This is a genomic window from Bradyrhizobium cedriense, assembly GCF_054602315.1.
Genome location: NZ_JBTSWB010000001.1, coordinates 805,134 through 831,309, shown reverse-complemented (window position 1 = coordinate 831,309; position 26,176 = coordinate 805,134). Strand labels below are relative to the sequence as shown.

Here is a 26,176-nt window from a genome sequence, read left to right as displayed (position 1 = left end):
TCACTCAAGAGAGGATTAGCGGGAAGCGGCCAGTGGAGAAGCCGCATTAACCAATCATTGACCATAAAAACCTATGAAAAATCATGCCGCTAACCAACCCTTGCCGTTCCTTGGGGAGTCCTCCGCTGAACTACGGAGACGGGTTCGGCAGGCGCAGCGAAAGGCGGTGCTTCATTACCGCGCTGCTGTTGCTGGCCTCCCTTTTCACCACAATTCCACCAGCCTCCGCGCAGCGAGCCAACCAGCCTGGTTTCGACCCGCGCCAGCCGGAGAAATACTTTGAAAACCAAACCGAGCGGGAATCGCTGAGCCGGCCCCCACCCAAGCTGCCGGCCATCGACCGGCCCAACACCGGCGGCGATACCAGGTCGCAGTTCGTGCTGCGCGGGATCAGCGTCATCGGCGCTCACGCCATTACCCCCGATCGCATCGCCGCGGTCTATCGGCCGTATCTCGCCAAGAAGGTCTCGCAGGCGAATCTCGCCGCGATCGCCGGCGCGATCAGCGACCTCTACCGCGAAGCCGGATTCCACTTGAGCCGGGCCATCGTGCCGCCGCAAGACATTGCCGACGGCCGAGTCCGGATCCAGGTCATCGAAGGCACCATCGTCCAGACCGAGCTGAAAGGCGACGGCGCCGAGCAGTTTGGCGTAAGACCGATGCTCGGGCCGGTCCTGGCCGAACAACCGTCGCGGCTGGCAACGCTCGAACGCCAGCTCTTCCTGATCAACGGCAGGCCGGGCGTCCGGATCACTGACACCGCACTGGAAGAAATCGGCGGTACGACCGGCCGCTTCCGCCTGACCATATATTTGAAGGCCTGGCACGTCTTCTCCTCGTTGGGCCTGGACAATCTCGGATCGTCGTCGGTCGGTCCTTGGCAAACCTACGCGACCGGCGCGTTCAACTCCTACCTCACACCCGGCGACGCGCTGGCAGTCAACCTGTCAACCATTGCCAACGACCCGCGTCAGCTCGGTTTCGCACGCCTGTCTTATGACGCGCCCGTCGGAGTCGACGGGGTGCGCGTCGGCGCTTCCGTTCTGTACAGCGCGGTCCGGCCGGGCGACGCACGCCGTCTCGACAGCGACATCACCACGACCGAAGCTTTCGAGGTGCGGGCAAGCACCGTGCCCTTGATGTCGCAATCCTCGGGGCTGATGCTCACCGTGGCTGGGACTTTCAGCAACGTGTCCGAACACGACATCTACGGCACCTGGTACAACGACCACATCAGGACCGCGAGCCTGACCGCCGATTACCGGCTCCAGGATCGCTTCGGCGGCACCAATCTTGCTACGCTGAGCTACCGCCAGGGTCTCGACATCTTTGGCGCATCGCATTTCGACGATGATCTGCTCTCTCGGGGCGGCGCCTCGTCGAACTTCTCGGCGCTGAACTTCTGGTTCACGCGCTACCAGACGCTCAGCGACGCCTGGTCGCTCAAGCTCTCAGCTGCGAGCCAGACGGCATCAAGGCCACTATTCACCTCGCAGCAATTCTATCTCGGCGGCACGGCCTTCGGCCGGGGCTATGGTGCGGCCGAGATCAGCGGCGACAACGGACTTGCCGGCTCGATCGAACTGCGCTTCGATCAGACACTCAATTTTCGCTACTGGACCGGCTATCAACTCTACGTCTTCGGCGACGCCGGCGCCGTCTGGAACGACGGCTACCGCCTCGGCGACGGCCTGTCGCTGACATCGGCGGGGGCCGGTGTGCGGTTCTTCCTGCCGAACGATCTCCGGGCGGATCTCGGGGTGGCTGTCCCCTTGAGCTACCGGGCGCCGCACAACGAGCGCCGCAGCCCACGCCTCCTCTTCACGCTGTCGAGCGCGTTCCGGGTCTGCCCCGAGCGCGGCAGGGCCCACTGTCTCTAGCCGCCCCGTTCTTCTGTCGATCACCGGCGTGCGGCCCTTTTCGGGGCCTGGCTCGCAGACTTGCCTAAATTTAATCCCCTAACCTGCTCACGATCGCTCGACCGGGAGTTCCCGATCACCATGTTCAGTCAAAGGTGATTTGAGACAGGACCATGAGGAAGGTGTTTGCAATCCTGGCGTTGCTCTGCGTGCTTGGTGTCGGGCAGTATTTCGTCGTCAGCCAGTTCGCAATCCGCCATGAGACCTTGACCCTATTCGACGCCTCGCGCCAGCGGCCGATCTCGGTGGAGATTGCCGTGCGGCGCGACTACGAGACCAAGGCCAATCTCGGCCTATGGAAGCTCCCGCTCGCCATCATCAGTAACGGCAATACCGTCAAGGCGACCGAATATTCCTTCCTCGCCAACGTCCTCGCCGCCCGGGGCTATCTGGTCGCCAGCATCCAGCAGGACCTGCCGAGCGATCCGCCGTTGCTGACCCGTGTCGGTCAGCCATATGTCGGCCGGCGTGAAGTCTACATCCGCTGCGAAGCCAACATTCTCTTCGTATTGAGCGAACTTATGAGGCGGCAGGAGAATGTCGAATACGACCACATCACCCTCGTCGGCCACTCCAACGGCGGCGATGTCTCCATGTACGTCGCCCATCAGCACCCGGAGCTGGTGTCGAGGGTGATCACGCTCGACAATCTGCGGGTGCCTTTCGTGCTCAGCGACCACATGAAGATCCTGTCGTTCCGATCGAAGGACCCGCATTTCGTGACGGATCCCGGCGTGCTGCCGACGCCGGAAGAGGCCAAAGCGCGCGGCATCGATATAGTCCACACTGGCGCGCAGCACACGGAGATGAGTGATCGCGGTCCTAACTCAGTCAAGGAGAAGATCCAGGAAACGCTCGACCGCTTCCTGCGTGATAGCGCCAGCAGCGCGCTCGCGCCGGCGGATACGAAGAGCCCAATGATCATGAACCCGGGCGACTATTAGCCGGGAGTGCTTTGCGGCAGATCAAAGGCGGCTCCAAAGCGGCACGATAGAAGAGCCATATGGCCTCGGAGAGAGACGTGTCGCACTATACGGAAAGTCTTGATACGAAGAGCCTTGATACGAAAGGCCTTGGCCTGTACGCGGCAAGAATGCCGGCATTCGTACGGCATCTCTATCGTTCGACCCGCAAGCTGCTGCGGTCGATCATCGCCCGCATTGACCTCTCGCAGTTTCCAGGATCATGCTGCGGATGAGCGCGGCGGCCGCAAGTGGATGCAGAAAGATTGCCCTATGCCCCGGCATGTAAGACGGATTTGCCTACTGCTTGGCGTAGTCTGTGGCTTGGCCACGTCGTCCGCTCTCGCGGCTGACGCCGATCATGGTGCCGACCTCGCCAAGCGCTGGTGCGCGAGCTGCCATGTCGTGGCGAACGGGCAGACCCGGGCGAGCGCCGACGTCCCCTCCTTTGCATCCGTTGCGCGCAGGCCGGACTTCAGTCCGGAAAGGCTCGCGTTCTTCCTGCTCGATCCGCACCCGAAGATGCCGAATTTCCCATTGAGTCGGACCGAAGCCGGCGATATCGCGGCCTACATCGCATCGCTACGTTAGAGCGTGATCCGGCAAGCTGTGCAGCGGCTTCTCGAGAAGATGGTGCTCCAACGATCACCCAAAGCGCGATCACGATCGCCCAATCCCGTCGCGCTTTGGCAGCCGCCAGAAGATCGCCACCTGCTGCAAATGCAAATCCCTGCCGGAGGACCAGCAGGGATCAGCAGAAAGGATGACGGACGGCGAATGAGGTCATTCGGTGGCCCATCATGGACCTGCGCCAGCAGCGAAGCGCGGATCTCCACGCCACACAAGATCAATTTGTGGGCACGCTGTACACAGGTCGAGAATCAGGATTTGCCCTTGCCTGGTTGCATGAGACTGCCGGTCATCTGGCGCATGTGATCTCCGGCGCTGGTGAACTGAGTGCGCAGGAAATCGGACTGGATTCGCATTGCTTCCTGAAGGTCGGTGGCATGCACCAGCTTGCGCGCATGCTCGAAGGCAGACTTCATGTTCTGCTCGGTGAAAGCCAGCGCCTGCTTTGACACCTCCGTCCCCGCGCCCGGAACGGACGTCATCGATTTGGTGGCGGCCTCAAAAAACATGCCGAATGCCTTTTCCGCCTGGTCGATCGTCTTCTCGGCCAGGTCGCGCAGTTCAGCCGGAACTTCGAGCTTCGGTTCGATCATCGTCGTACTCCTCCGTTTTTCCCAACTGAATACCACACTTGCCGGCCCCTCTTCCAGCGGCCAGCCTCGGGAACCACGCCGACGGGCCCGGACTCCGGGAAAAGGAAAGGGACGGCATAGGTCCGGCGCGCGGCCGGTCTCAGGACAAGGGATGCTCGGGAAGAGCTTCTTCGGTGGCGAGATCTTCGACCAGCTTGATCACCTCGAAACGCTGTCGAGGTTCGAGCTTCAGGAACGCGCGGAGCAGGCGAAGGCTTTCGACGGTGCCGCTTGCAGGCACACCGAGCTTGAGGTGCAGTTCGGCCGCGAAATTGAGATTCTTCATCTCGCACCTATGACAAGCATCGGCCCTCGTGATCCACTCAAGAACCGAACGTCGCAACAGGGCCTATGCGACGAACTCTCGGCCGGGGGCCCTGCCAGGCTGGCAGCTGCGTCCAACGGCGAACTCAACCAGCCGGTTGTAGTTATGCCAAGGAACAACTCAGCCGGCAAGCCCAACTGTTGGTGTCATGATGCTTCGTCTGCATCGCACCACGGCGATTCCGGATAACAGGAATATCGACTTCCGTCACCCACCTGCGTCAAGAAGCGGCATCAAGCGCGCACGGGTCCCTGATTGCTGTGAAGCGGCGCCGCGTTTCGCCTTGTTTCCGATGCGAATGCGCATTGCGCGCACGAATTGGCGATCATGTCATATACACGTAATTGTTGAACCCGATCTCGTCGGCTGCACCACCAGCATGTAAGGTCGACCTTGCGCGGCCCGGATCCCGGCACGCAAGTTCGCAGTAGTTTCCATCGGGATGGAATTCCGCGGTGAACCGCCATCCTCATGCGAGCGACCAAGCGGTTGCGGCACGGCCACGCAGATTCGGGCGCCATGGCTGAAAACTTCGATTTGGGCGCGCGTCAGCACCAAAAGGACGACGGCATGCTTTCTCGCTGCGATCTCATCAGGGGCGCCGCAGTCGCGCTTCTCACCCTCTCGATACAAGGCGCATGGGCGCAGGAGACCAAGATGAACCTGTTCAAGATCGTCACCATCAAGGACGAAATCATCGTCGGATTGTCTGCGGATGAACTTCAGGCGCTCGGCGGCAACGATGCGAGCGCCGTTGCACACGCGTTAGCGCAGAAAGGCGATCTTACCGTTTGGCAATATAACGTGCATCGTGGCCCGAACGGCGAATTACAGCAGGCGCCAACCGCCAAAATCGGGCTTCTGGCCAACGCCTCGCTCCGGGTCGAGCCCTACACCACCCCCTACAAGATTGTACCTCATCCCTAGGCAACAGGCCGGCGGCCGATACCGCCGGCCTGCCGAAATCATGTGCGCCGGTCCGCGCGCTCCTTCCCACTCTCCGTCGCAAAGCCGTAGACCAGCGCCAGCCGATCCAGGCATTCGCGAAAGCGCCGCGCAAAATAATCGTTCCACCGCTGCGTACGGACGGCGCGCCGCTGCCCGATCTGATCCATGGTCAGACCCAGCACCAGCACGTCGTGCACCAGCGCGGCGCCGTCGGTACCGAGTTCGCGCTCGACCCGGTTCAGCCGCAGCACGGCCTGTCGCTGGCTCTCGGTGACCGGCTCGCGCGTGCCAGCACCATCGACATATTCGCGAGTCGTATCCACCGCCCGAGGGCCCCGCTCCGCCCGCTCCCAATCGTTCTGGAAGGCGCGCCCACCGCGGTATTGCGCCTCGTCGATCTGGTGATGCGCGTGCAGCCGGCCGAGCGGATCACTGCGGATCGACCGAATGGCCAGGATCTTCTCGCCTGAATCGAGCGCGAGCGGATTGTCGACCTCCACTTCCGCTACTTCGGCATTGAACGGCACCTCCCGCGACCGCCGGTCGTAGATCTGCGCCAATTTATAGGACTTGTTGCGTCGGACACGAGCCACTCGAATACTCCTTGCAGGACTGCGATTGAACGGACGGCGGGACCTTCAGGCGGCCGAGATCAGCCTCAGCACGACCGGACCTGCGACACGTGCGGACACCGCTCCAGAGCGGCGCGTCAGGCGCGCATGCGGCGGGCAATAGCTGGAGCCCGGCTGGCGCGGGTGACCGCAGAAGGCGATCTCCTCCCCGTCCTTGTCGCCGCCATAGGGATAGCGGCAGTCGGCCGCTTCGAGTTCGACCAGTTGGATCAGGCGGGGCTGGACGCCGACACAACGCAACTTGACCTGTGCCGCAGGCTTCATTGCGGACTTGGGCGGAACGCTCAGGTTCGGCAACGCCGCCCGACGCGGCGAAAGCAGGCCGAGCTCGCCCGGCAAAGACGGCACGATCGACGGACTCATCATCCATTCCGGCACGACGAGCCCCAGCCGCTTGGCGCGGCCGATCACCGCGTTGCGCGTGTAAGCCGTTCCAAACCTTGCGTTAATCTGTCTAGCGATCTCCGCATAAGACATGCCTTTGAGAAAATAGTCACGAAGCGCGTCGGAGTGCTCCGACGGCCAATGGCCCGGTTCCATGCTGCTGTCCTGTGATGCGCCTCCCCTCAACGAACGACCGGGAGACGAAACACACATTCCGCTATTCCGAATATTGAGTCAAGCAACAATTCTGATATTCATAATTGCATCAATTCCGAATTTCGGATTACAAGAGGCGAGACGGTGCGCAATCGAGGGAATCACCATGTTGGACGTTGCAATGATCGAGCGTGGGCTGGAGAAGACGGGCAAGAGCAAGGGCGGCCTGGCGGCGGCCATGGGCGTGCGTCCCGGCGCGGTCTCGGAAATTCTCGGTGGCGAGCGCTTGGTGAAGGCCTCGGAGATCATTCCGATCATGGAATATCTCGAGCTCAATCTCGCGCCGATCATGGGCCGCGTGGGCGCCGGCGCAGTGATCGAGCCGGACTATGAACAGGTTCCCCCGGAAGGTCTCGGTGACATCACGCTGCCCTTCCCGATCATGGAAGAGACGATCGCGTTCGAGATCGTGGGTGATTCGATGCTGCCCAAATACGAAAGCGGTGACGTGATCGTGGTCTACAAGGACCAGCGTCACCCGCTATCGAGCTTCTACGGCGAAGAGGCCGTGGTCCGGCTCAAGACCGGCGAGCGCTATCTGAAGACCATCGAGCGGGGAAAATCGCCCTCCGTCGTCAATCTCACGAGCTTCAATGCCAAGCCGATCGTCGGCGTCAAGCTCGACTGGGTGGGAGAGATCTGCCTGTCCATGCCGAAGGGGCAGCTCGAGCGGCTGCGTGCGAAATCGGCGCGGCCTCGGAAGAAAGGCAAGTAAGAGGCCCCGACGGCGGTAATTTCCGATTATGAGAAATTTTGATTGACAAAATTCTGATTTTCGGAAATACTCTGTCGCACTCCGACTACGGGCGCGGCAGGATCGCTTGATGCAATATTTCGTCGTTATGATCGACTATGGGCGGCGAGGCCGCGAGGCGATCGTCGACCCCGAAATCACGAGGCGCGAAGTCATCTCCCGCGTCGCCTCGGGCGAATACCGGAACATCTCGTTCATCCACGAAATCCTGGAGAATGCGGTCGAGGACGTGACCGAGGCCATCCTGACCGAGGCCGCACTGCCCGAGATCCCGCCCGAGGACGTCGACCTCCAGGCAATCCGCCTCGATCATAGTCGCGATCTGCGCAAGCACGAGCGGACGTGACGCAGGCCGCGTAGTTTGCGTCACGTCCCGGCCGAGCATCAGACCAGGAGAACGGTTGAACCCGTGGTCTTGCGAGCCGCAAGATCGGCATGCGCCTTGGCTGCGTCCTTCAGCGGAAAGGTCTGGTGCACCTCGATCTTGACCGCGCCGGACTTGACGACGTCGAACAACTCGTTCGCCATCGCGACCAGATTTTCGCGCCTGGCGGCGTAGGTGAACAGCGTCGGACGCGTGACGTACAGCGAGCCCTTCTGGGCCAGCAGGCCGAGATTGAGCGGCTCCACCGCGCCGGAAGACTGGCCGAACAGCGCGGCGACCCCAAGCGGGGCGAGGCAATCCAGCGATTTCAGGAATGTGTCCTTGCCGACGGAGTCGTAAACCACCGGCACCTTCTTGCCGCCGGTGATCTCCTCGACCCGCTTCGCGAAATCCTCGCGGGTGTAGATGATCACATGGTCGCAGCCATGCGCCTTGGCGAGCTTCGCCTTCTCGTCGTTGCTGACGGTGCCGATCACGGTCGCGCCGAGATGCTTGGCCCACTGGCTCAGGATCAGACCGACACCGCCGGCCGCGGCATGAAGCAGGATGGTATCACCGGGCTTCACCCGGTAGGTCTGCCGGATCAGATATTGCGTGGTGAGCCCCTTGAGCATCATCGCTGCCGCGGTCTTGTCGTCGACGCCGTCGGGCAATTTCAGCAGCCGGTCGGCGGGGATCAGCCGCGCCTCGGAATAGGCCCCGAGCGGCGAGGCACCATAGGCGACACGATCGCCCGGCTTGAGATCGGTGACCCCTGGACCGACCTCCTCGACGACCCCGGCTGCCTCGCTGCCGAGCCCGCTCGGCAACTGCACGGGGTAAAGACCTGAGCGGTTGTAGATGTCGACGAAATTGAGGCCGACGGCGGTGTGGCGAATGCGCGCCTCGCCTGGTCCGGGCTTGCCGACACTGACCTCTTCCCACACCAGGACCTCCGGTCCGCCGGTTTTGTGAAAGCGAATGGCATGCGTCATGGGTGCTGCTCCCTTATCGATGGTGAAAAGCCCGAACACCGGATCGGCCCGAGGACCAGGCCTTCCGTTCGCCCGCCACAGTACAGAGCCGTAACAAGAATGTCACAGCGACCGACAAACGCCCAGCGTTCCGCCTCTGTTCGAAAGAGTTGATGAGGGCTCCGAGGTAACCGGCAGTAGCCTTTGCGCGGGGTTTGATGGGTCGCCTGCAAAGGAGAGCCGAGATGCCAGCTTACGTTCAGCATCATCAGGACACCGAAATCGCGCCTGTGAATTGCCCCACCTGTATGGGGTTCCTGCCGATGTATGTGCGCGAGGTCGAGCCGCATTGGAGCCTTGCCAAGATCGACTTCGTCTATGAATGCGCCGATTGCGGCGCCGAGGTCAGACAGACCATCCGCAAGCCGGAGCTGCTGCGGCACTGATCGGGCGAACGGTGAACCGCTAAATTATTTGCGCTAAACGGAAAAACGCCGTTCGCGCGGGCCTGATGTCTCCCAAACGAGGCTTGTTCTTTGCCTGGAACGCAGGCAGAACGAGCCTCAAGCAAGACCTTTGGGAGCGCCCATTCGTGGCTGAACAGAAGCCCTCGACCGCGATCGAGGCAGTGGAGAGCGGCCTCGCCGCGCAAGGCTATATTGCCAGCCGGCAGATCGCGACCGCCGTGTATTTGTCGCAGCAGATCGAGAAGCCGATCCTGGTGGAGGGCCCGGCGGGCGTCGGCAAGACCGAGCTCGCCAAGGCGATCGCCGCCTGGCGCGGCATGAAGATGATCCGCCTGCAATGCTACGAGGGCCTCGACGAGGCGAAGGCTCTCTACGAGTGGAAGTACGCCAAGCAGCTTCTCTACACGCAGATCCTGAAGGACAAGCTCGGCGAGGTTCTCGGCGGTGCGCAGACGCTGCATGCGGCGCTCGATCAGCTCCACGATTTCGGCGACGTGTTTTTCTCAAAGGAGTTCGTCGAGCCGCGTCCCCTCCTCCAGGCGCTGGAGCAGCCGGGTGGCTGTGTGCTCCTGATCGACGAGATCGACAAGTCGGATGCGGAATTCGAATCCCTGCTGCTGGAAATCCTCTCCGACTTCCAGGTCACGATCCCTGAGCTCGGAACCGTGTCGGCCATCACGCCGCCGACCGTGATCCTCACCTCCAACAGCGAGCGCGACCTCGGCGACGCCCTGAAACGGCGCTGCTTGCATCTGCATATCGGCTTTCCCGAGCAGCGACTCGAGGAGCGCATCGTCGAGAGCCGCGTCCCGGGCATCTCCCAGACGCTGCGCCGGCAGATGGTCGGTTTCATCCACGAGATCCGGTCGCTGGATCTGAAGAAGCTGCCGTCGGTCAGCGAGACCATCGATTGGGCACGCGTGCTGGTGCTGCTTCAAGCCACGGAACTCGATACCGAGATCGTCAAGGACACGCTCAACGTGCTCCTGAAATACGAGGCCGACATCGAGGCAGCAGTGCCACAGGTTACGACCTTCATTGCCAAGGCGGCACGGTCCAACGTCTTCGGTTGACCCCGATGCGCGAGAATCTCCATCGTTTCTTTCGAGCGGCGCGGGGCGTCGGCGTTCACGTCTCGCCCGCCGAAAGCATCGATGCGATGCGGGCAGTCGCGCAGGTCGGCATCTCCGACCGCGCCGTCCTGCGCGACGCGCTGCTTCTGACCCTTGCCAAGTCGCAGGACGAGAAGCTCGCGCTCGGCGACTGCTTTGATCTCTTCTTCAGTCAACCGGAACCGCGGCAGGACCAGCCCGAGGCTGATAACGACGACACGCCGCGGGACGCAGATCAGTCGCCCTCCTCCGGCGCTCCCAGCGATGCCGGCGAAGGTCGGCCTCCCGAAGGTTTAGGCCAGCTCGCACAGATGCTGCTGTCGCAGGACCGCAATGCGATCGCAGCCGCCATCGCCAGCGCCTCCGGGGCGGCCTCGCTGTCCGACATCCGCTATTCCACCCAGCGCGGCATCTTCTCCAGCCGCATCCTCGACGCCATGGGCCTCCAGCGCCTGCGAGACGATCTCGACGGGCTGACCGCGACCAACCCGGCACTGGCCGAGCGTCTGCGCGCCGCGCTCGACGCCTTGCGCGAGGCCGTGCGGGATACGGTCTCTCAGGGGCTTGCACTCTATGCCCGCGAGGAGGCCGAAAACCTCCGCAACGAGATCCTGCGGAATGCGCCGCTTGCCCGCATCGAGCGGCGCCAGGTCGCCGAGATGCGCGCCCTCATCCGTAAGATCGCGCGCCGGCTGCGCGAGCGCTATTCAAAGCCGCGGAAGCGCCAGCGCCGCGGTCACCTTGACGTCCGCCGTACCCTCCGTCGCAATGCGGCCTGGGGCGGCGTGCCCTTCCTCACGGCATGGAAGCGCAAACATCGCGACCGGCCAAAGATCGTGGCGCTCTGCGACGTCTCCGGCTCGGTCGCTCAGGTGTCCGACTTCTTCCTGCTGCTGATCCATTCGCTGCACGAGGTGGTCGACGACGTCCGCTCGTTCGCCTTCTCATCGCATTTGATCGAGGTGAGCGAGATACTGGAACAGAACTCGCCGGAGGAGGCGATGGCCGAGATCATGTCGAAGGTCGGCTTCGGTTCCTCGGACTACGGTTCTTCGCTGGTCGACTTCGAGAAGGAGTTCATGAGTTCGCTGACGCCGCAGACCACGGTGATCGTGCTCGGCGATGCCCGCAGCAACAATCTCGACCCGCGCGCCGACATCCTGCGCCGCATCTCCGAACGTTCGAAGCGCCTGGTCTGGCTCAACCCCGAAGGGCGGCTCGCGTGGGGCTTTGGCGATTCAGAGATGCCGCGCTATGCGACCTTTTGCAGCGTCGTGCGCCAATGTGCCACCGCGCAGCAGCTCGAGCGCGCCGTGTCCGATATCGTGGCGACTTATCAGTAAGCAATCTTAGCCAGCGGCGTCAGGCGGCGTTCCGTTCGGCCTGCGCGAGATTGCACTCCCGAAAGTGATACGCGATTTCGTCGAGCGCGCGCTGCTCCCATTCCTGGGCCCGCGCGAGCCAGAAAACCCGGCGCTCCGCATCGAGCGCCGCGCGCTCGCGACACAGAGATTCCTGACTGCGAATTTCGACCAGCCTGTTCACGCACTTCACTCCTGCTTGTGAAGCCATTCGCCACGAGGCAGCCTAGCAGAAACGTGAGCGCCTCGTCTCATGATTTCCGTGCATACGGCGACGCTGTATGGGACAGCGCTACTTCCCGTGCACTGCGGCAATCCGCACTGCAACATCAAGTACAGATCATCAATTAGTGATCGGATATCTGGGAGGCTGCTCTACTGGCAACCATCTTAACTCTCGTGGCGCAACGAAGTGCGGCAATTTGTGAAGAGCCATTCTAAACGTCGTACCGAATTCCCGACTCATTGTCGTCGCAAGGTCTTCATGCAGCGCCGCTAACAGGGGCGCGTGGCTGGACTATCGATTGAGGCAAAATGAGCAACGATGTCGACTTCGATCTTTCGCCGGAGCAATGGGAAGCTCTGCGCACATTGCGCAATCCTGCGTCGAACGGCCGACCCTCGAGAGCCCATCTCGTCGAAAGCCTCGTCAAGCTCGGCCTCGTTGTGGTCAACGACGGCGTACCTGAGATGACCGCCATCGGACGCAAGGTGCTCGTGCGCGGCTCATGCCGGCTGCTGGATCTCGTCGCGTAGATGCGGGCGGCCGAGCGCAATCGCTGAACAGCAATCCCATCGACGTCAGCGCCAATTCGCCCTATCGGCTTTCCCGCGCGGATCAGTCAGTCCACCGAAGGAGCGGCGATCCATACGCCCTTCTCCAGACCGACAAGAAGCGGGGAAACCAGGAGTGCGCCACGGCACCCTTGTAGGCCCAGGTGCGATATTTGAGGCCTTGCTCGGACAACAGTTCCTGATAGCCGCCATGGACCTCGGTCGCGGTCCGAATATCCTTCAGTATCCCCTGCGCAGAGACGCGATAAGTGTCGCCCCCCAGAAATTCATCATAGTCCAGCATGCGATCGGCAAATTCGACGTTGAACGTCGGCCAGGAGGACCGTCCCTGATAGGCGGGAGCCGCGATCTTGTGGATCATCTTGGTCCGCGGGTTTTCCGCCGACACCAGGAAGTGGAAGGTGCTGGGGATACGAAACCGCGGTTCGGCGATGACCAGATCGGTCGTCGCCGCGAACAGCGCCCGCTCGCTCGCCTCGCTCATATCCCAAAATCCGCGATGCACGCTGACGAAATCCAGCGCCACCGAGAACGCCGGCGTCCTCACCGGACCGTCCAGCGAATGCCTGATATAGCCCTCCTTGCCGAACAGCCGGAGCAGGTCCTTCTTGTACTGCCCGAGGTCGCGTCCGAGCAGGCGCTTCAGCTCGGTCTCGTCGACGATGCCGAGCTGCACGCCCCAGACGAATGTGGTGTAGACGCAAGCGTTGGTGACGAAACGCCGGCGCTCGGCGCGGGTGTCGGTCGCCGCCGAGCGAGGCGCACGGACATCGCACAGCAAATATCTGATGCCGCCATCGTCGAACGGCTCGAGCTCGCTCGCGAGCCGGAGGATCGCGCGCTTCAGGTCGCCGCCATATTCGGCCAGCAACAGGCGGCCGGCATGCGCGCCTTGCGACATCGCCACATAGGGCGCCGCCCTGCTTTCGGCAGAGATCATCTGCTGGAGACCGGCGAGAATGCCGAGCAGCGTGTCCGACGGGCGCGAGAAATAGTTCACGCCGAGATACCGGCCGCGTCCCGCCGGGACTATGGTCGTCGTAACGACGTCGGCGCGAACCGCCTCCAGCAACAGGCGGACACTCGTTTCGAGCAGCCGGACCCGCCGCACCGCATCCTGCGAATCCATGATGGTTTCGGGGTCGAGAACGTCGGGATAGAACCACGCGAAGTCTCGGGGATAATAGGCCGAGGCGTGCGGCGCGCCCGTGACCAGGAACGCCTCGGTCACCGAGAACGCGCTGTCCATCGAATGCCGATAGAGATCCTCGATGGCCGACAACGGATGATGCGACTTTCTCAGGAAACGATCACCCAAAAAATTGACCGCCTGAAGAGCGTTGGCGACGAAGGTCGCAGCCCTGCCCTGGTAGAACCGGTTTCCTCGATGTGTCGGCAGGGGAATGTCGCTGTTCATGTGCACTTGGTGTCTCGCGATCCCGGCGATGGCCGGTCACCATTCCAAGCGTGATTGATTCGTGTCTCGCCCTGATGACAAGCGGTCGTCCGGCTATTCAGCTCGCTCCAGCGTGGCTTCCCCCGTATGAAAATTTTCGATCACCCTGAGCAGCACCCGCGCGCCGGCATCGGCATCGGCGAGCTCGACGTGCTCGTCGGGATGATGGCTGATACCGCCGCGGCAGCGGACGAAGACCATGCCGACATCGGCGATGTCTATCATCGCCATGCCGTCGTGCCCTGCGCCGCTCGGCAGCTCGAACACGGAGAACCCTTCCGCAGTGATCGCCTGCGCGATCTGCTCCCTGAGCCAGGGCGCGCAGGGCGCGGTGCGGTTTTCGTGCGTGACGTCGATCTGAAGCACCAGCTGCCGGCGTTCTGCGATCGCCTCGATCTGCCTGACGATTTCGGCGACCGCGCGCTTGCGGTGCACGTCGGTCGGCGCGCGCATGTCGATGGTGAAGGATACCTCGCCCGGTATGACGTTGGTCGCGCCGGGGCCGGCGTGGATGTATCCGACGGTGCCGACCAGCCCGCTCGCATCGCTCCGGCAAAATTGCTCGATCGCGCCGATGCATTCGGCTGCGCCCGTCAATGCATCGCGCCGTAGCGCCATCGGCACCGTGCCGGCGTGCCCCGCCATGCCGGTCAGTCGGACGGCAAGCCGCGTAGCGCCGGCGATCGCGGTCACCACGCCGACGGGTAGGTTTCGTGCTTCCAGCACCGGCCCCTGCTCGATATGCAGCTCGAGATAGGCGAGCAGTTCTCGCCGCGCCCGCGCCGCCGCGCCGACATGGTCGGGATCGAGGCCGAACTGCTCGAGCGCCTCACGCATCGACACGCCATCGCGGTCGCGCGCGTTCAGAACGCTCTCGTCGAATGTGCCGGCCACCGCACGGCTGCCGAGGAGCGTCGAGGCGAAGCGCACCCCCTCTTCATCGGCAAAGCCGACGACCTCGATCGCGAACGGCAGGCGTTTGCCGCGGCGATTGAGATCTCCGACGCAGGCGATCGCCGTGATTACCCCGAGCGGCCCATCCCATTTTCCGGCATCGCGTACGGTGTCGTAGTGCGAGCCGAGCATCAGGCAGGGCGCGCCCGGCCGCTCGCCTTCGTAACGACCACAGACGTTGCCGATCGCGTCGAGATGCGCGCTCATCCCGGCCTCGCGCATCCAGCTCAGGATGAGGTCCGCGGCCTCGCGCAGCTCCTTGGTGAGATAGACGCGGGTGAGCTTGCCGGGCTCTTCCGAGATCGCGCCCAGATCGTTGATGCGACGCACGATCGCTTCGCCGAGCGGTGCGTTTTGAACAGCGTTAGCGGCCCCCATCTCGATAGACCTCCTCTTCTCTGGACCGCGACGGCTGCTGTCCTGGCGACAATCGGTACGCGTTCTGCGCCGGCAGAATCACGCAACGGCCTCAGCTTCGACACGCGCGTGATTAGCATGAATGCGAGTACGCGCCAGGCTGCCCCGGTCCTGCGCGCAGGCGGGCTGACGCCTGCATGTGCATCCGGCATTTTTCCTTACCAGGATCTGAGCAGGCCGCATAATCGATACTTTTCAATTGGTTATACGGAAGAGACTTTCGCCCGACCGGCTGCCGGGTGATGTTCCCTGGCAAATTGTGTATGAAGCACGGAAGCCGACTTCATCCTGGTCGGCCGGCGCATGATAGGCACGGACCGTGGAGCAGCGATGGATGGCGCATCCGAACGTGACGAACGCTTTCTGCGCCTGTCGTTCGCAGTCGCCCGCCGTTCGCTCATCCACGGCAATCATCCCTTCGGCTGCGTCGTCGTCGCGGCCGACGGCAAGGTCCTCATCGAGAGCGAGAACGGCTACATGCCGGATCATGACGCCACCGCGCATGCCGAACGTCTCGCGGCCACCCGGGCCTGCCGCACGCTCGGGCGCGAGGTGCTGGCGAAAGCCACGCTCTATTCGTCGGCCGAACCCTGCGCGATGTGCGCCGGCGCGATCTATTGGGCCGGCATCCGTCGCGTGGTCTACGGCCTCGGCGAGCACCGCCTGCGCGGCATCACGGGCAACCATCCGGAGAACCCGACGCTCGACCTGCCCTGCCGTCAGGTCTTTGCCAGCGGCCAGCGGCCGACGGAGGTCGTCGGACCGATGCTCGAAGAGGAGGCTGAAGCGCTGCACGCAGGCGTATGGACGAAGTAACATTACATGCAAAAGGAGATGACGCCGCGGAGGTTGACGCGCCAAGCGTTGAGCGAGAGATGATGCTTCCTCACATCTTGCAGCGGTTCAAACCGGCCCATTATTGAGACACTTCACGCATGCAAGCGCATCAGCGAATGTTAAATCTGACGCCCAACGGCCAGCATTCCGGCGAAATCCCTCTCCTGAGGACGATCGGCCTTACCAAGCGTTACGGCGATTTCCTCGCCAACGACTCCATCGACATCGACATCTGGCCGAGTGAAATTCATGCCCTGCTCGGCGAGAACGGCGCCGGCAAGTCGACGCTGGTCAAAGCCATCTATGGGCTGATCCAGCCCAGCGCCGGCGAGATCCGCTGGCAGGACCATCCAATCGTGTTACCGGGCCCGTCGGAAGCACGCAGCCGCGGCATCGGCATGGTGTTCCAGCACTTCTCGCTGTTCGACAATCTCACCGTCGCCGAGAACGTGGCGCTCGGCCTCGACGGCAAAGCGTCCTTGAGGGACACGTCGGCACGGCTGGAGCAGGTGTCAAGGACATACGGCCTGCCGCTCGATCCCCGGCGCGAGGTCTGGCAACTATCCGTCGGCGAGCGCCAGCGCATCGAGATCGTCCGCGCCTTGATGCAGGATCCGAAATTCCTGATCCTGGACGAGCCCACCGCGGTGCTGACGCCGCAGGAAGCAAATCAGCTCTTCATCGTGCTGGAACGGCTCAAGGCCGAGGGTCGCTCCATACTGTACATCAGCCACAAGCTGGAGGAGGTGAAGCGCCTCTGTGACACCGCAACGATCCTGCGCGGCGGCAGGAAGGTCGAGACCTGCAACCCCCGGGTTGAGACCGCGGCCTCGCTCGCGCGGATGATGGTCGGCGGAGACATCAAGGAAGTGAAGGCTGCGTCCGGCCGTAAAACTAATGTGCCGCGGCTCGTCGTCGACGATCTCTCGCTGCCCCTCGCGGACGCGCATGGCGTGCGGCTCGAGCACATCTCGTTCGAGCTGAAGGGCGGCGAGATCCTCGGCATTGCCGGCGTCGCCGGCAACGGCCAGGACGAACTGTTCGCCGCGCTCTCCGGCGAGCGCCTCTCGAAGCATCCCGGCACGGTGGTGATCGAGGGCATCGCCGCCGGCCATCTCTCGATTACCCAGCGGCGCAAGCTCGGCGCCGCGTTCGTGCCCGAGGAGCGGCTCGGCCACGCTACCGTGCCGCGCATGAAGCTGTCGGAGAACGCGCTGCTCACCGGCCATGCCGCCAGCGGTATGGTCCGTCGTGGCTTCATCGATACCGCTGCCACGCTGAGGGCGGTCGACAGTGCGACCGAGACGTTCGACGTCCGCAAGGCCAAGCGCGATCCGGAAGCCGCGAGCCTCTCAGGCGGCAATCTGCAGAAGTTCATCGTGGGCCGCGAGATCCTGCGCAATCCGGCGGTGCTGGTGGTGAACCAGCCGACCTGGGGCGTCGACGCCGGCGCCACCGCGGTCATCCGGCAGGCGCTGCTCGATCTCGCAACCGCAGGTGCCGCCGTGCTCGTCACCAGCCAGGATCTCGACGAGCTCGCGGAGATCGCCGACCACATCGCCGTCATGTTCCACGGCAAGCTCTCGGCTCCGCTCGCAACGAGCGAAGCGAGCCGCGCGAAGCTGGGCCTTTTGATGGGCGGCAGCAGCCTGGAGCCGAAGGAGGTCGCGCATGCATCTGGTGCTTGAGAAGCGCGCCGAGCGATCCAACACGATCGCGCTGGTGTCCCCACTGATCGCGATTGGCCTCACGATCCTGACCATGGTCATCCTGTTCGCGATACTTGGCAAGAATCCGCTGCTCGCCCTGCATGCCTATTTCATTGCACCTTTGACTGACGGCTATTCGCTCCAAGAGATCGCGGTGAAGGCGACACCGCTGGTGATGATCGCGATCGGGCTGTCGCTCTGCTATCTCGCCAATGCCTGGAACATCGGAGCCGAGGGGCAATTCCTGATCGGCGCCGTGGCCGGTAGCTGGATCGCGGTGAAGACACAGGGCACCGACGCGGGCGTCTGGGTGCTGCCGGCCATGCTCATGCTCGCCGCGGCCGCAGGCGCGCTCTATGCGCTGATCCCCGCAATATGCAAGGTGAAATTCGGCGCCAGCGAGATCCTGACCAGCCTGATGCTGGTCTATGTCGCCGACCTCCTGCTCGACTATCTCGTGCGCGGCCCCTGGCGCGATCCGCACGGCTTCAACTTTCCGACCACAGCCGAGTTCGATCCCGTGGCAACGGTGCCGCTGCTGATCGAGGGCGGCCGACTGCATCTCGGCTCGGTTCTCGCCCTGCTCGTTGTCGCCGCAGTGGCGATCCTGCTCGCGCGGACCATCAAGGGGTTCGAGATCCGCGTGGTCGGAGCTGCGCCGCGTGCGGCGCGGTTCGGCGGCTTCAACGTCAATCAATCGATCATCGTGACCTTCGTGATATCAGGCGCACTGGCGGGTCTTGCTGGCATCATCGAGGTCGCAGGTCCGGTCGGGCACCTCCAACCCGGCATCTCGCCGGGCTACGGCTTCACCGCGATCATCGTCGCCTTCCTCGGCCGGTTGAATCCGCTTGGAATACTAATTGCAGGCCTTTTCCTCGCATTGACCTTTATCGGCGGCGAGCAGGCGCAGATCGCCATGAAGATCCCGTTGGACGTCACCAAGGTGTTCCAGGGCATCCTGCTGTTCTACGTGCTCGCCTGCGATTCCCTGATCCTGTACCGCTTCAAGCTGGTCTTCCCGAACCGACAGGTGACCCGTGGAGCTGGTTGAGGCCATCATCCTCGCAGTGCTCGCCGCGTCGACACCGCTGCTGATCGCGGCGACGGGCGAGCTCGTGACGGAGCGCTCCGGCGTGCTGAATCTCGGCGTCGAAGGCATGATGATCGTTGGCGCGGCCTGCGGCTTCGCCGGGGCCTCGCTGACCGGATCGATCTTCATCGGCGCGCTATTCGGCATGCTCGCAGGCACGCTGATGTCGCTCGTCTTCGCACTGATGGCGCTCGGGCTTGCCGTCAACCAGGTTGCGACCGGGCTCGCGCTGACCATCCTCGGCATTGGGCTGTCAGGCCTGATCGGCGCCGGGTTTGTCGGCGAGCGCGTCACGCCGGCCGCGCAGCTCGGCATCCCGGGCCTCACCGACATCCCCCTGATCGGCCGTGTGCTGTTCGGCGAGAACGGCTTCGTCTATTTCTCCATTGCACTCATCGCCGGCGTCTGGTGGTTCCTGTACCGCACGCGGGCGGGCTTGATCCTGCGCGCCTGCGGCGACAATCACGTCTCCGCACATGCGCTCGGATATCCCGTGCTGCGCATCCGCACCTGCGCCGTGATGTTCGGCGGTGCCTGCGCCGGCCTTGCCGGCGCTTATCTGCCGCTCGCCTATACGCCGTTCTTCATTTCAGGGATGACCGCCGGCCGCGGCTGGATCGCACTGGCACTGGTGGTGTTCTCATCCTGGCGGCCTGGCCGGCTCGTAGTCGGCGCTTATCTGTTCGGTGCCGTGACGATCCTGCAATTGCATGCGCAAGGCTGGGGCGTCGGCATTCCCTCGCAGTTCATGTCGGCGCTGCCTTATCTCGCGACTATCATCGTGCTCGTCCTGCTCTCCCGCACGCGGACCGGCGGCTCGACAGCACCGGCGGCGCTCGGCACCGTGTTCGTGCCTGAGCGTTGAGTTCTCGTTTCCGCGGCACGCGCGACGGGGCGCGCGCGTTGCGGATCGTTGCGTTCCCCTGGCGTTTGGAGATCGATGATGAGGAAATCACTTCTTGCACTGACTGCCGGGCTTCTGCTTGCCGGGAGCGTCAGTGCAGCCTCCGCCGCAGACAAGCTGAAGGTCGGCTTCATCTATGTGGGTCCGATTGGAGACCTTGGCTGGACCTATCAGCACGACCTCGGTCGTCAGGCGCTGGTGAAGGAACTGGGCGACAAGATCGAGACCACCTACCTCGAGAACGTACCCGAAGGCCCCGACGCCGAGCGCTCGATCGAGCAGCTCGTCCGCGCCGGCAACAAGCTGATCTTCACGACGTCCTTCGGCTACATGGACTCGACGCTGAAGGTCGCGAAGAAGTATCCGAACGTGCATTTCGAGCACGCCACCGGCTACAAGCGTAATCCGAACATGTCGACCTACTCGGCGAAATGGTACCAGGGCCGCTACATTCAAGGCCTGATCGCTGCCAGGATGTCGAAGTCCGGCGTGCTCGGCTACATCGGCTCGTTCCCGATTCCGGAGGTCGTGTCCGGCATCAACGCGACGATGCTGGCGGCGCAGGCCATCAACCCGAACATCAAGGTCAAGATCATCTGGGCCAACACCTGGTTCGATCCGGGCAAGGAAGCTGACGCCGCCAAGGCGCTGATCGATCAGGGCGCCGACGTCATCATGCAGCACACGGATTCGCCCGCCGCCATGCAGATCGCCAGCGAACGCGGCAAGCTCGCCTTCGGCCAGGATTCCGAGATGATCAAGTTCGGGCCCAAGACCCAGCTCACCTCCATCCTGGATACCTGGGGCCCCTACTACATCGAGCGCGTCAAGGCCGAGCTCGCCGGCACCTGGAAATCCGAGAACACCTGGGGTGGCCTCGACAGCCACATGTTTGCGATGGCGCCCTACACCAACATGCCTGACGATGTGAAAAAAATGGCGGAGGATGCCCAGGCCGCGATCACCGCCGGCAAGCTGCACCCGTTCAAATGCCCGATCGTTGGGCAGGATGGCAAGCCGATCGAGTGCAAGGGCGGCGATCACCTCGACGACAGCCAGATCCTCGGCATGAATTTCTACGTGAAAGGCATCGACGACAAGCTTCCGGGCAAGTAGCACGCTTCTTGCATCGTCGAAAACACCTGCTCCTCCCGGAGGAGGTTCGGAGGGGGTGGCCAGAAGCACCCGGCACTTGTGGCTGCCCCCTCTTTCCATTTGGCCCGGCTTATCCCGCCCGCATGGCCCGCGACGCGGAACTGTGCCGGCGGATGAGTTCCGCCAGATCGAGGCCCGGGATCGCGCCATCGATCACAATCCACCGTCCAGCCACCATGACCCGGTCGGCGCGATGCGCCCCGCACAGCACCAGGGCTGCGAGCGGATCGCCCTGGCCGGAGAAGCGCAGCTCGTCGAGTTTGAACAGCGCAAGATCGGCGGCCTTGCCGACGGCGATCTCGCCGAGCTCCGGGCGGCCGACACAGACCGCCGAACCCTTGGTGGCCCAGCGCAGCGCATCCTTGTGGCTGACCTTCGCTACGCCATAGCGCGCCCGTTGCACCAGGAAAGCGGCACGCACCTCCTGCATCAGGTTCGAGCCATCGTTCGACGACGAGCCATCGACGCCGATACCGATCCCGACGCCGGCTTCTTCCATCTCGCAGACAGGACAGCAGCCGGACGCCAACAGCTGGTTGCTGCACGCGCAATGGCTGATGGTCATCTTCGCCTTGGCGATTCGCTTGATCTCGCTGTCACTGAAGAAGATTCCGTGGGCGAGCCAGGTTCGCGCATCGAGCCAGCCGCATTGATCGAGATAGTCGAGCGGGCGGCAGCCATACATCTGCTCACAGAATTTGTTCTCGTCCTCGGTCTCGGCGAGGTGGGTGTGCAGGCGTACGTCGAGCTTGTCGGCGAGATCGGCCGTCGCCCGCATCAGCGACGTCGTCACCGAGAATGGCGAGCAGGGAGCAAGCGCGATTTGCACCATCGCATCCGCACCGCGCTGGTGATGCTTTGCGACAACGCGCGCGCTGTCGGCGAGAATGGTGTCCTCGTCCTGCACGACGCTGTCAGGCGGCAAGCCGCCGTCGCGCTGCGACAGGTTCATCGAGCCCCGGGTCAGCAGCACTCGCATGCCCAGCCGCTGCGCGACCGCCACCTCGATGTCGACGGCGTCCTCAAGTCCTGCCGGGAAGACATAGTGGTGATCGGTCGTGGTGGTGCAGCCGGAGAGCAGCAGCTCGGACATCGCCACGGTGACGCCGAGCTCGAGCGCTTCAGGCGTCAGCTTCGCCCAGATCGGGTAGAGCGCCTGGAGCCAGGGAAACAGCTCCCGGTCCAGCGCCGCCGGCAGCGCGCGCGTCAGCGTCTGGTAGAAGTGATGATGGGTGTTGATCAGGCCCGGCAGCACGACATGTTCGCCTGCATCGAACACCGCGACGTCCGCGGTCACGGGCGTGGCGCCAGCCGGCACGAGTTCGACGATCCGGCCGTCCTTGACCACGAAGCCGCGCTCGGCGCCGTCGGCGAGGATGGCGAGGGGATCCCTGATCCATATGGGCTTCGCATCGCTCATGATCCTGCTTCTCCACACACCGAATGACGGCCGGCCTGCAAGGGGAACGCCAACCCGAACACGACATTGCTACGACTTGTTTGTTGCGGCTTGGCGCCGGTCTTGCAAGACTCGTCTGCACGATTCACCGGGCGGAAGCGCTGGCTCAGCCATGGATTTGAATACCATCACGACGGTGGCTCACCCGCAAACGCGCGCGCAACTGCCTGCCTGGACGACAGGAGATGCTTGGCTTGCCGGCGGCACCTGGCTGTACTCGGAGCCGCAGGTCCACCTGAGGCGACTGATCGATCTCACCGACCTGAAATGGCCGCCGCTGACGATCACGGAGAGCCATCTCTCCATTGCCGCGACCTGCACGGTTGCACAGCTGGACGGTCTGGCCTGCCCGCCCGACTGGCTCGCGGCGCCATTGATCGGCCAGTGTTGCCGGGCCTTCCTCGCCTCGTTCAAGATCTGGAAGACTGCCACGGTCGGCGGCAATCTCTGCATGTCGCTGCCGGCCGGGCCGATGATCTCGCTCACATCGGCGCTCGACGGCGTCTGCACCATCTGGAAGGCCAGCGGCGGCGAGCAGAACATTCCAGTCGTCCATTTCGTCACCGGCAACCAGAGCAACCGTCTCATGCCGGGCGACCTGCTACGGCAGATCGATATCCCGATTGCGGCGTTGCGCCGCCGCACGGCCTTTCGCCAGATTTCGCTGGCCCCCGTTGGTCGATCGGCGGCGCTACTGGTCGGCAGCCTCGATCCGGATGGCAGACTGACCCTGACGATCACCGCATCGACGGTGCGGCCGGTCCAGCTCTCCTTTGCCAAGGCGCCGGACGCCGCTGCGCTGCGCGCCGCCATCTCGGAAGGGATCACCGAGGAGCTGTACAACACCGACATCCACGGCAAGCCGCTCTGGCGCAAGCACATGACGTTGCGCCTCGCCGAGGAGATCCGCGGCGAACTCCTGGGAGCGACGCCGTCATGAGCTTCGAGATCAACGGCAGGGAATTTTCTCAGGAGCCGCGCGCAGGCCAGTGCCTGCGCACGTTCCTGCGCGAGCTCGGCCATTTCGGCGTGAAAAAGGGCTGCGATGCCGGTGACTGCGGCGCCTGCACCGTGTTGCTCGACGGCGAGCCGGTGCATAGCTGCCTGATCCCGGCGTTCCGGGCCGAGGGACGCACTGTCACCACGATCGAGGGTCTTGGCGGCGAGAGCGGCACGCATCCGATGCAGCAAGCCTTCCTCGATGCGCAAGGCTTTCAATGCGGCTTCTGCACCGCCGGCATGATCCTGACCTGTGCATCGCTGAACCAGGCTCAGCGGACCGATCTCGGCACCGCGCTGAAGGGCAATATCTGCCGCTGCACCGGTTATCGTTCGATCGAGGATGCGATCGTCGGCAAGACCAATGTGGAGGCGAGCGTCGGGGCCGGCGCCGCGTTCGGCCGTAGCCTGCCGGCGCCGGCGGGTCCAGATATCGTGCACGGCAAGGCACGCTACACCTTCGACACCGCCATCGACGGACTGCTGCACATCAAGCTCCTGCGTTCGCCGCATGCGCACGCCAGGATCGTCGCGATCGACAGGGCGGAAGCCTTTCGCGTTCCCGGTGTGCATGCGGTGCTGACGCATGAGGATGCGCCGTCCGTCCTGATCTCGACCGCGCGGCACGAGAAGGACTGGATGGACCCCGAGGACACCCGCATCCTCGACGACGTGGTCCGCTTCATCGGCCAGAAGGTCGCCGCCGTCGTCGCCGAGAGCGAAGCCGCCGCCGAGGAGGCATGCCGCAGGCTGAAAGTCAGTTACGAGATTCTGCCCGCGCTGATCGATCCGGAGCAGGCGATGGTGCCGGGCGCGCCCGTCATTCATCCTGACCGCACCACGGCGAACCGCGTTGCCGACGCTCAGCGAAATCTCGTCGCGGAAACGCATGGCGAGTTCGGCGACGTCGCGGCGGCGCTCGCTACATCCGCTGTCACCTATGAGGCCACTTTCCACAGTCACCGCGTGCAGCACGCGGCACTGGAGACCCATGGCGGCCTCGCCTGGCTCGATGATGCAGGCGTGCTCAATGTCCGCACCTCGACGCAGGTGCCATTCCTGACCCGCCGCGCGCTGTCGGACATCTTCCAGCTTCCCATGGACAAGGTCCGCGTGTTCTGCGAGCGCGTCGGCGGCGGCTTTGGCGGCAAGCAGGAGATGTTCGTCGAGGACATCCTGGCGCTTGCTGCGCTGAGGACCGGACGGCCGGTGGAGCTCGAGCTCACGCGCGAGGAGCAGTTCATCGCGACCTCGACGCGGCATCCGATGCGGATCCACGTCAAGGCCGGGGCGGATGCCGACGGCAAGCTCACCGCACTCCAGCTCGACGTGCTCTCCAACACGGGGGCTTACGGCAATCACGCCGGCCCCGTGCTGTTCCACGCGCTGGCCGAGAGTATCAGCGTCTACAACTGCCCGAACAAGCGGGTCGACGGCGCCGCCGTCTACACCAACACGGTGCCGGCGGGGGCGTTTCGCGGTTATGGTCTGCCGCAGGCGCTGATCGCGGTGGAGGCCGCGATCGACGAGCTGGGCAGGCAACTCGGCCTCGGCCCCTACGAGATGCGCCGGCGCAATATCGTGAGGCCTGGCGATCCGATGCTGTCGCCGCCGCCGTCCGAATATCACGACGTGCTCTACGGCTCCTATGGGCTCGACCAATGCCTCGACCTCGTCGAACGCGCGATGCAGGCTGATGGCCCGCAGGCTGACCTGTCGCCGGAATGGCTGATCGGCGACGGCATCGCGCTGACCATGATCGATACGGTGCCACCCGCAGGCCACATCGCCGACGCGACGATCGCACTCGACGACGACGGTGGCTTCGACCTCACCGTCGGCACGGCCGAGTTCGGCAACGGCACCAGCACCGTGCATCTGCAGATCGCCGCGACCACGCTGGCGACCACGGTCGACAGGATCCGTCTGCGTCAGTCCGACACCGCCCATGGCGGCCACGACACCGGCGCCTATGGCAGCGCCGGCACCTTCGTCGCGGGCAAGGCGACGCACGCGGCAGCCATGCAGCTTGCGACCGAGCTGAAGGCTGCAGCGGCCGGCGCGTGGCTGTGCGACGCGGAAAACTGCGTGCTCGATGGGGACGCCGTCGTCAGCGGCGTACGGCGAATGCCTTTTGCGGAGCTGGCAAAGCTCGCGCGGGAACGCGGACGGCCGTTCGCAGCCAGCGGCCATTCCGGCGGCACGCCGCGTTCGGTCGGCTTCAACGTGCAGGGATTTCGCGTCGGCGTGAACAAGGGCACCGGCGAGCTCAGGATTCTCAGGAGCGTCCACGCCGCCGACGCGGGCGTCGTCGCCAATCCCATGCAGTGCCGCGGCCAAGTCGAAGGCGGTGTCGCGCAGGCGCTCGGCGCCGCGCTCTACGAGGAGCTGGTGATCGACGCGAACGGCCGCGTCATCAATCCGAAACTCCGCGACTACCACCTGCCCTCCTTTGCCGACGTTCCGCGCACGGAGGTGTACTTCGCCGAGACCTCCGACACGATCGGGCCGCTGGGCGCGAAGTCGATGAGCGAGAGCCCGTACAATCCGGTCGCCGCCGCGCTCGGCAACGCGATTGCGGATGCCACCGGCATTCGCTTCACCGCACCGCCCTTCAAACCGGATCGGCTGTTTCCAGCGCTGCTCGACAAGTTTGGCGACTAGAGTGGGATGGTTCGCTTCACCTCTTCCCATCGGGAAGAGGTGAACACCGACAGC

27 protein-coding genes are annotated in these 26,176 nt (G+C 63.8%); 18 read left to right on the top strand and 9 right to left on the bottom strand.

Annotation, left to right across the window (positions count from 1 at the left end; translation table 11 throughout):
• Positions 1–83 precede the first annotated feature (83 nt).
• The 4 genes from ACYCVF_RS03930 (at position 84) to ACYCVF_RS03915 (ending at position 3,472) form a co-directional block, all read left to right on the top strand.
• Complete coding sequence (locus ACYCVF_RS03930) at positions 84–1,880, top strand: ShlB/FhaC/HecB family hemolysin secretion/activation protein (RefSeq protein WP_459597220.1); 1,797 nt, start codon at positions 84–86, stop codon at positions 1,878–1,880.
• A gap of 152 nt (positions 1,881–2,032) precedes the next feature.
• A complete protein-coding gene (locus tag ACYCVF_RS03925) occupies positions 2,033–2,863 on the top strand; it encodes an alpha/beta fold hydrolase (protein WP_459597219.1) in 831 nt (276 codons plus the stop codon).
• A 77-nt stretch (positions 2,864–2,940) separates the two neighbouring features.
• Entirely contained in the window at positions 2,941–3,117 is a 177-nt protein-coding gene (locus ACYCVF_RS03920) for a hypothetical protein (RefSeq protein ID WP_459598028.1), read from the top strand.
• Between the two features lie 37 nt (positions 3,118–3,154).
• A complete protein-coding gene (locus tag ACYCVF_RS03915; RefSeq protein WP_459597995.1) occupies positions 3,155–3,472 on the top strand; it encodes a c-type cytochrome in 318 nt (105 codons plus the stop codon).
• A 290-nt stretch (positions 3,473–3,762) separates the two neighbouring features.
• Here ACYCVF_RS03915 and ACYCVF_RS03910 read toward each other — a convergent pair whose 3' ends face one another.
• Positions 3,763–4,104: a phasin gene (locus ACYCVF_RS03910; protein WP_459597218.1), complete on the bottom strand. Its 342-nt coding sequence runs from the start codon at positions 4,102–4,104 to the stop codon at positions 3,763–3,765.
• A 139-nt stretch (positions 4,105–4,243) separates the two neighbouring features.
• Positions 4,244–4,429, bottom strand: a complete 186-nt coding sequence (locus ACYCVF_RS03905; protein ID WP_459597217.1) for a hypothetical protein — start codon at positions 4,427–4,429, stop codon at positions 4,244–4,246.
• 609 nt (positions 4,430–5,038) lie between these two features.
• Between ACYCVF_RS03905 and ACYCVF_RS03900 the strand changes: the two genes are divergently transcribed.
• Positions 5,039–5,395: a hypothetical protein gene (locus tag ACYCVF_RS03900; RefSeq protein WP_459597993.1), complete on the top strand. Its 357-nt coding sequence runs from the start codon at positions 5,039–5,041 to the stop codon at positions 5,393–5,395.
• 38 nt (positions 5,396–5,433) lie between these two features.
• On the opposite strand, the gene ACYCVF_RS03895 is transcribed toward ACYCVF_RS03900, so the two are convergent.
• The gene (locus ACYCVF_RS03895) at positions 5,434–6,009 is read right to left on the bottom strand and encodes a hypothetical protein (protein ID WP_459597216.1); all 576 of its coding nucleotides are present in this window, start codon (positions 6,007–6,009) and stop codon (positions 5,434–5,436) included.
• Between the two features lie 45 nt (positions 6,010–6,054).
• A complete protein-coding gene (locus tag ACYCVF_RS03890) occupies positions 6,055–6,588 on the bottom strand; it encodes a GcrA family cell cycle regulator (protein WP_459597215.1) in 534 nt (177 codons plus the stop codon).
• 166 nt (positions 6,589–6,754) lie between these two features.
• Here ACYCVF_RS03890 and ACYCVF_RS03885 point away from each other — a divergent pair, with 166 nt between their 5' ends.
• Positions 6,755–7,363: a S24 family peptidase gene (locus tag ACYCVF_RS03885; RefSeq protein WP_027576185.1), complete on the top strand. Its 609-nt coding sequence runs from the start codon at positions 6,755–6,757 to the stop codon at positions 7,361–7,363.
• Positions 7,364–7,472: 109 nt separating this feature from the next.
• Positions 7,473–7,748, top strand: coding sequence for a hypothetical protein (locus ACYCVF_RS03880; RefSeq protein ID WP_459597214.1), 276 nt, complete (start codon positions 7,473–7,475; stop codon positions 7,746–7,748).
• A 38-nt stretch (positions 7,749–7,786) separates the two neighbouring features.
• Here the strand turns inward: ACYCVF_RS03880 and ACYCVF_RS03875 are convergent, their stop codons facing one another.
• On the bottom strand, positions 7,787–8,761 hold the full coding sequence (locus ACYCVF_RS03875; protein ID WP_459597213.1) for a quinone oxidoreductase family protein: 975 nt from the start codon (positions 8,759–8,761) through the stop codon (positions 7,787–7,789).
• Positions 8,762–8,985: 224 nt separating this feature from the next.
• Between ACYCVF_RS03875 and ACYCVF_RS03870 the strand changes: the two genes are divergently transcribed.
• The 3 genes from ACYCVF_RS03870 to ACYCVF_RS03860 all read left to right on the top strand — a co-directional run bounded on the left by ACYCVF_RS03870 (position 8,986) and on the right by ACYCVF_RS03860 (position 11,662).
• On the top strand, positions 8,986–9,186 hold the full coding sequence (locus ACYCVF_RS03870) for a hypothetical protein (protein ID WP_061027917.1): 201 nt from the start codon (positions 8,986–8,988) through the stop codon (positions 9,184–9,186).
• Between the two features lie 146 nt (positions 9,187–9,332).
• Positions 9,333–10,280, top strand: coding sequence for an AAA family ATPase (locus tag ACYCVF_RS03865; protein ID WP_459597212.1), 948 nt, complete (start codon positions 9,333–9,335; stop codon positions 10,278–10,280).
• Positions 10,281–10,285: 5 nt separating this feature from the next.
• Positions 10,286–11,662 carry a vWA domain-containing protein gene (locus tag ACYCVF_RS03860; RefSeq protein ID WP_459597211.1) on the top strand — a complete coding sequence of 459 codons (1,377 nt, stop codon included), beginning with the start codon at positions 10,286–10,288 and terminating at the stop codon, positions 11,660–11,662.
• 19 nt (positions 11,663–11,681) lie between these two features.
• Here ACYCVF_RS03860 and ACYCVF_RS03855 read toward each other — a convergent pair whose 3' ends face one another.
• Positions 11,682–11,864 (bottom strand): hypothetical protein, encoded by a 183-nt coding sequence (locus tag ACYCVF_RS03855; RefSeq protein WP_459597210.1) that lies wholly within the window; start codon positions 11,862–11,864, stop codon positions 11,682–11,684.
• 350 nt (positions 11,865–12,214) lie between these two features.
• On the opposite strand from ACYCVF_RS03855, the gene ACYCVF_RS03850 reads away from it, so the two are divergent.
• Positions 12,215–12,436: a hypothetical protein gene (locus ACYCVF_RS03850; RefSeq protein WP_459597209.1), complete on the top strand. Its 222-nt coding sequence runs from the start codon at positions 12,215–12,217 to the stop codon at positions 12,434–12,436.
• Between the two features lie 82 nt (positions 12,437–12,518).
• Here the strand turns inward: ACYCVF_RS03850 and ACYCVF_RS03845 are convergent, their stop codons facing one another.
• On the bottom strand, positions 12,519–13,892 hold the full coding sequence (locus tag ACYCVF_RS03845; protein ID WP_459606474.1) for a hypothetical protein: 1,374 nt from the start codon (positions 13,890–13,892) through the stop codon (positions 12,519–12,521).
• A gap of 93 nt (positions 13,893–13,985) precedes the next feature.
• Positions 13,986–15,263, bottom strand: coding sequence for an allantoate amidohydrolase (locus tag ACYCVF_RS03840; RefSeq protein WP_459606475.1), 1,278 nt, complete (start codon positions 15,261–15,263; stop codon positions 13,986–13,988).
• A 369-nt stretch (positions 15,264–15,632) separates the two neighbouring features.
• Between ACYCVF_RS03840 and ACYCVF_RS03835 the strand changes: the two genes are divergently transcribed.
• The 5 genes from ACYCVF_RS03835 (at position 15,633) to ACYCVF_RS03815 (ending at position 20,961) form a co-directional block, all read left to right on the top strand.
• Positions 15,633–16,118, top strand: a complete 486-nt coding sequence (locus tag ACYCVF_RS03835) for a nucleoside deaminase (RefSeq protein ID WP_459597207.1) — start codon at positions 15,633–15,635, stop codon at positions 16,116–16,118.
• A 119-nt stretch (positions 16,119–16,237) separates the two neighbouring features.
• Entirely contained in the window at positions 16,238–17,827 is a 1,590-nt protein-coding gene (locus tag ACYCVF_RS03830) for an ABC transporter ATP-binding protein (protein ID WP_459597206.1), read from the top strand.
• Complete coding sequence (locus ACYCVF_RS03825; protein ID WP_459597205.1) at positions 17,811–18,902, top strand: ABC transporter permease; 1,092 nt, start codon at positions 17,811–17,813, stop codon at positions 18,900–18,902. The genes ACYCVF_RS03830 and ACYCVF_RS03825 overlap by 17 nt, the downstream gene beginning before the upstream one ends.
• Complete coding sequence (locus ACYCVF_RS03820; RefSeq protein WP_459597204.1) at positions 18,889–19,806, top strand: ABC transporter permease; 918 nt, start codon at positions 18,889–18,891, stop codon at positions 19,804–19,806. Before ACYCVF_RS03825 ends, ACYCVF_RS03820 begins: the two co-directional genes overlap by 14 nt.
• 78 nt (positions 19,807–19,884) lie before the next feature.
• Entirely contained in the window at positions 19,885–20,961 is a 1,077-nt protein-coding gene (locus tag ACYCVF_RS03815; protein WP_459597203.1) for a BMP family ABC transporter substrate-binding protein, read from the top strand.
• A gap of 109 nt (positions 20,962–21,070) precedes the next feature.
• On the opposite strand, the gene ACYCVF_RS03810 is transcribed toward ACYCVF_RS03815, so the two are convergent.
• Complete coding sequence (locus ACYCVF_RS03810) at positions 21,071–22,420, bottom strand: 8-oxoguanine deaminase (RefSeq protein ID WP_459597202.1); 1,350 nt, start codon at positions 22,418–22,420, stop codon at positions 21,071–21,073.
• 151 nt (positions 22,421–22,571) lie between these two features.
• On the opposite strand from ACYCVF_RS03810, the gene ACYCVF_RS03805 reads away from it, so the two are divergent.
• On the top strand, positions 22,572–23,399 hold the full coding sequence (locus ACYCVF_RS03805; protein WP_459597201.1) for an FAD binding domain-containing protein: 828 nt from the start codon (positions 22,572–22,574) through the stop codon (positions 23,397–23,399).
• Positions 23,396–26,122, top strand: a complete 2,727-nt coding sequence (locus ACYCVF_RS03800; RefSeq protein WP_459606476.1) for a molybdopterin-dependent oxidoreductase — start codon at positions 23,396–23,398, stop codon at positions 26,120–26,122. Before ACYCVF_RS03805 ends, ACYCVF_RS03800 begins: the two co-directional genes overlap by 4 nt.
• Positions 26,123–26,176 lie beyond the last annotated feature (54 nt).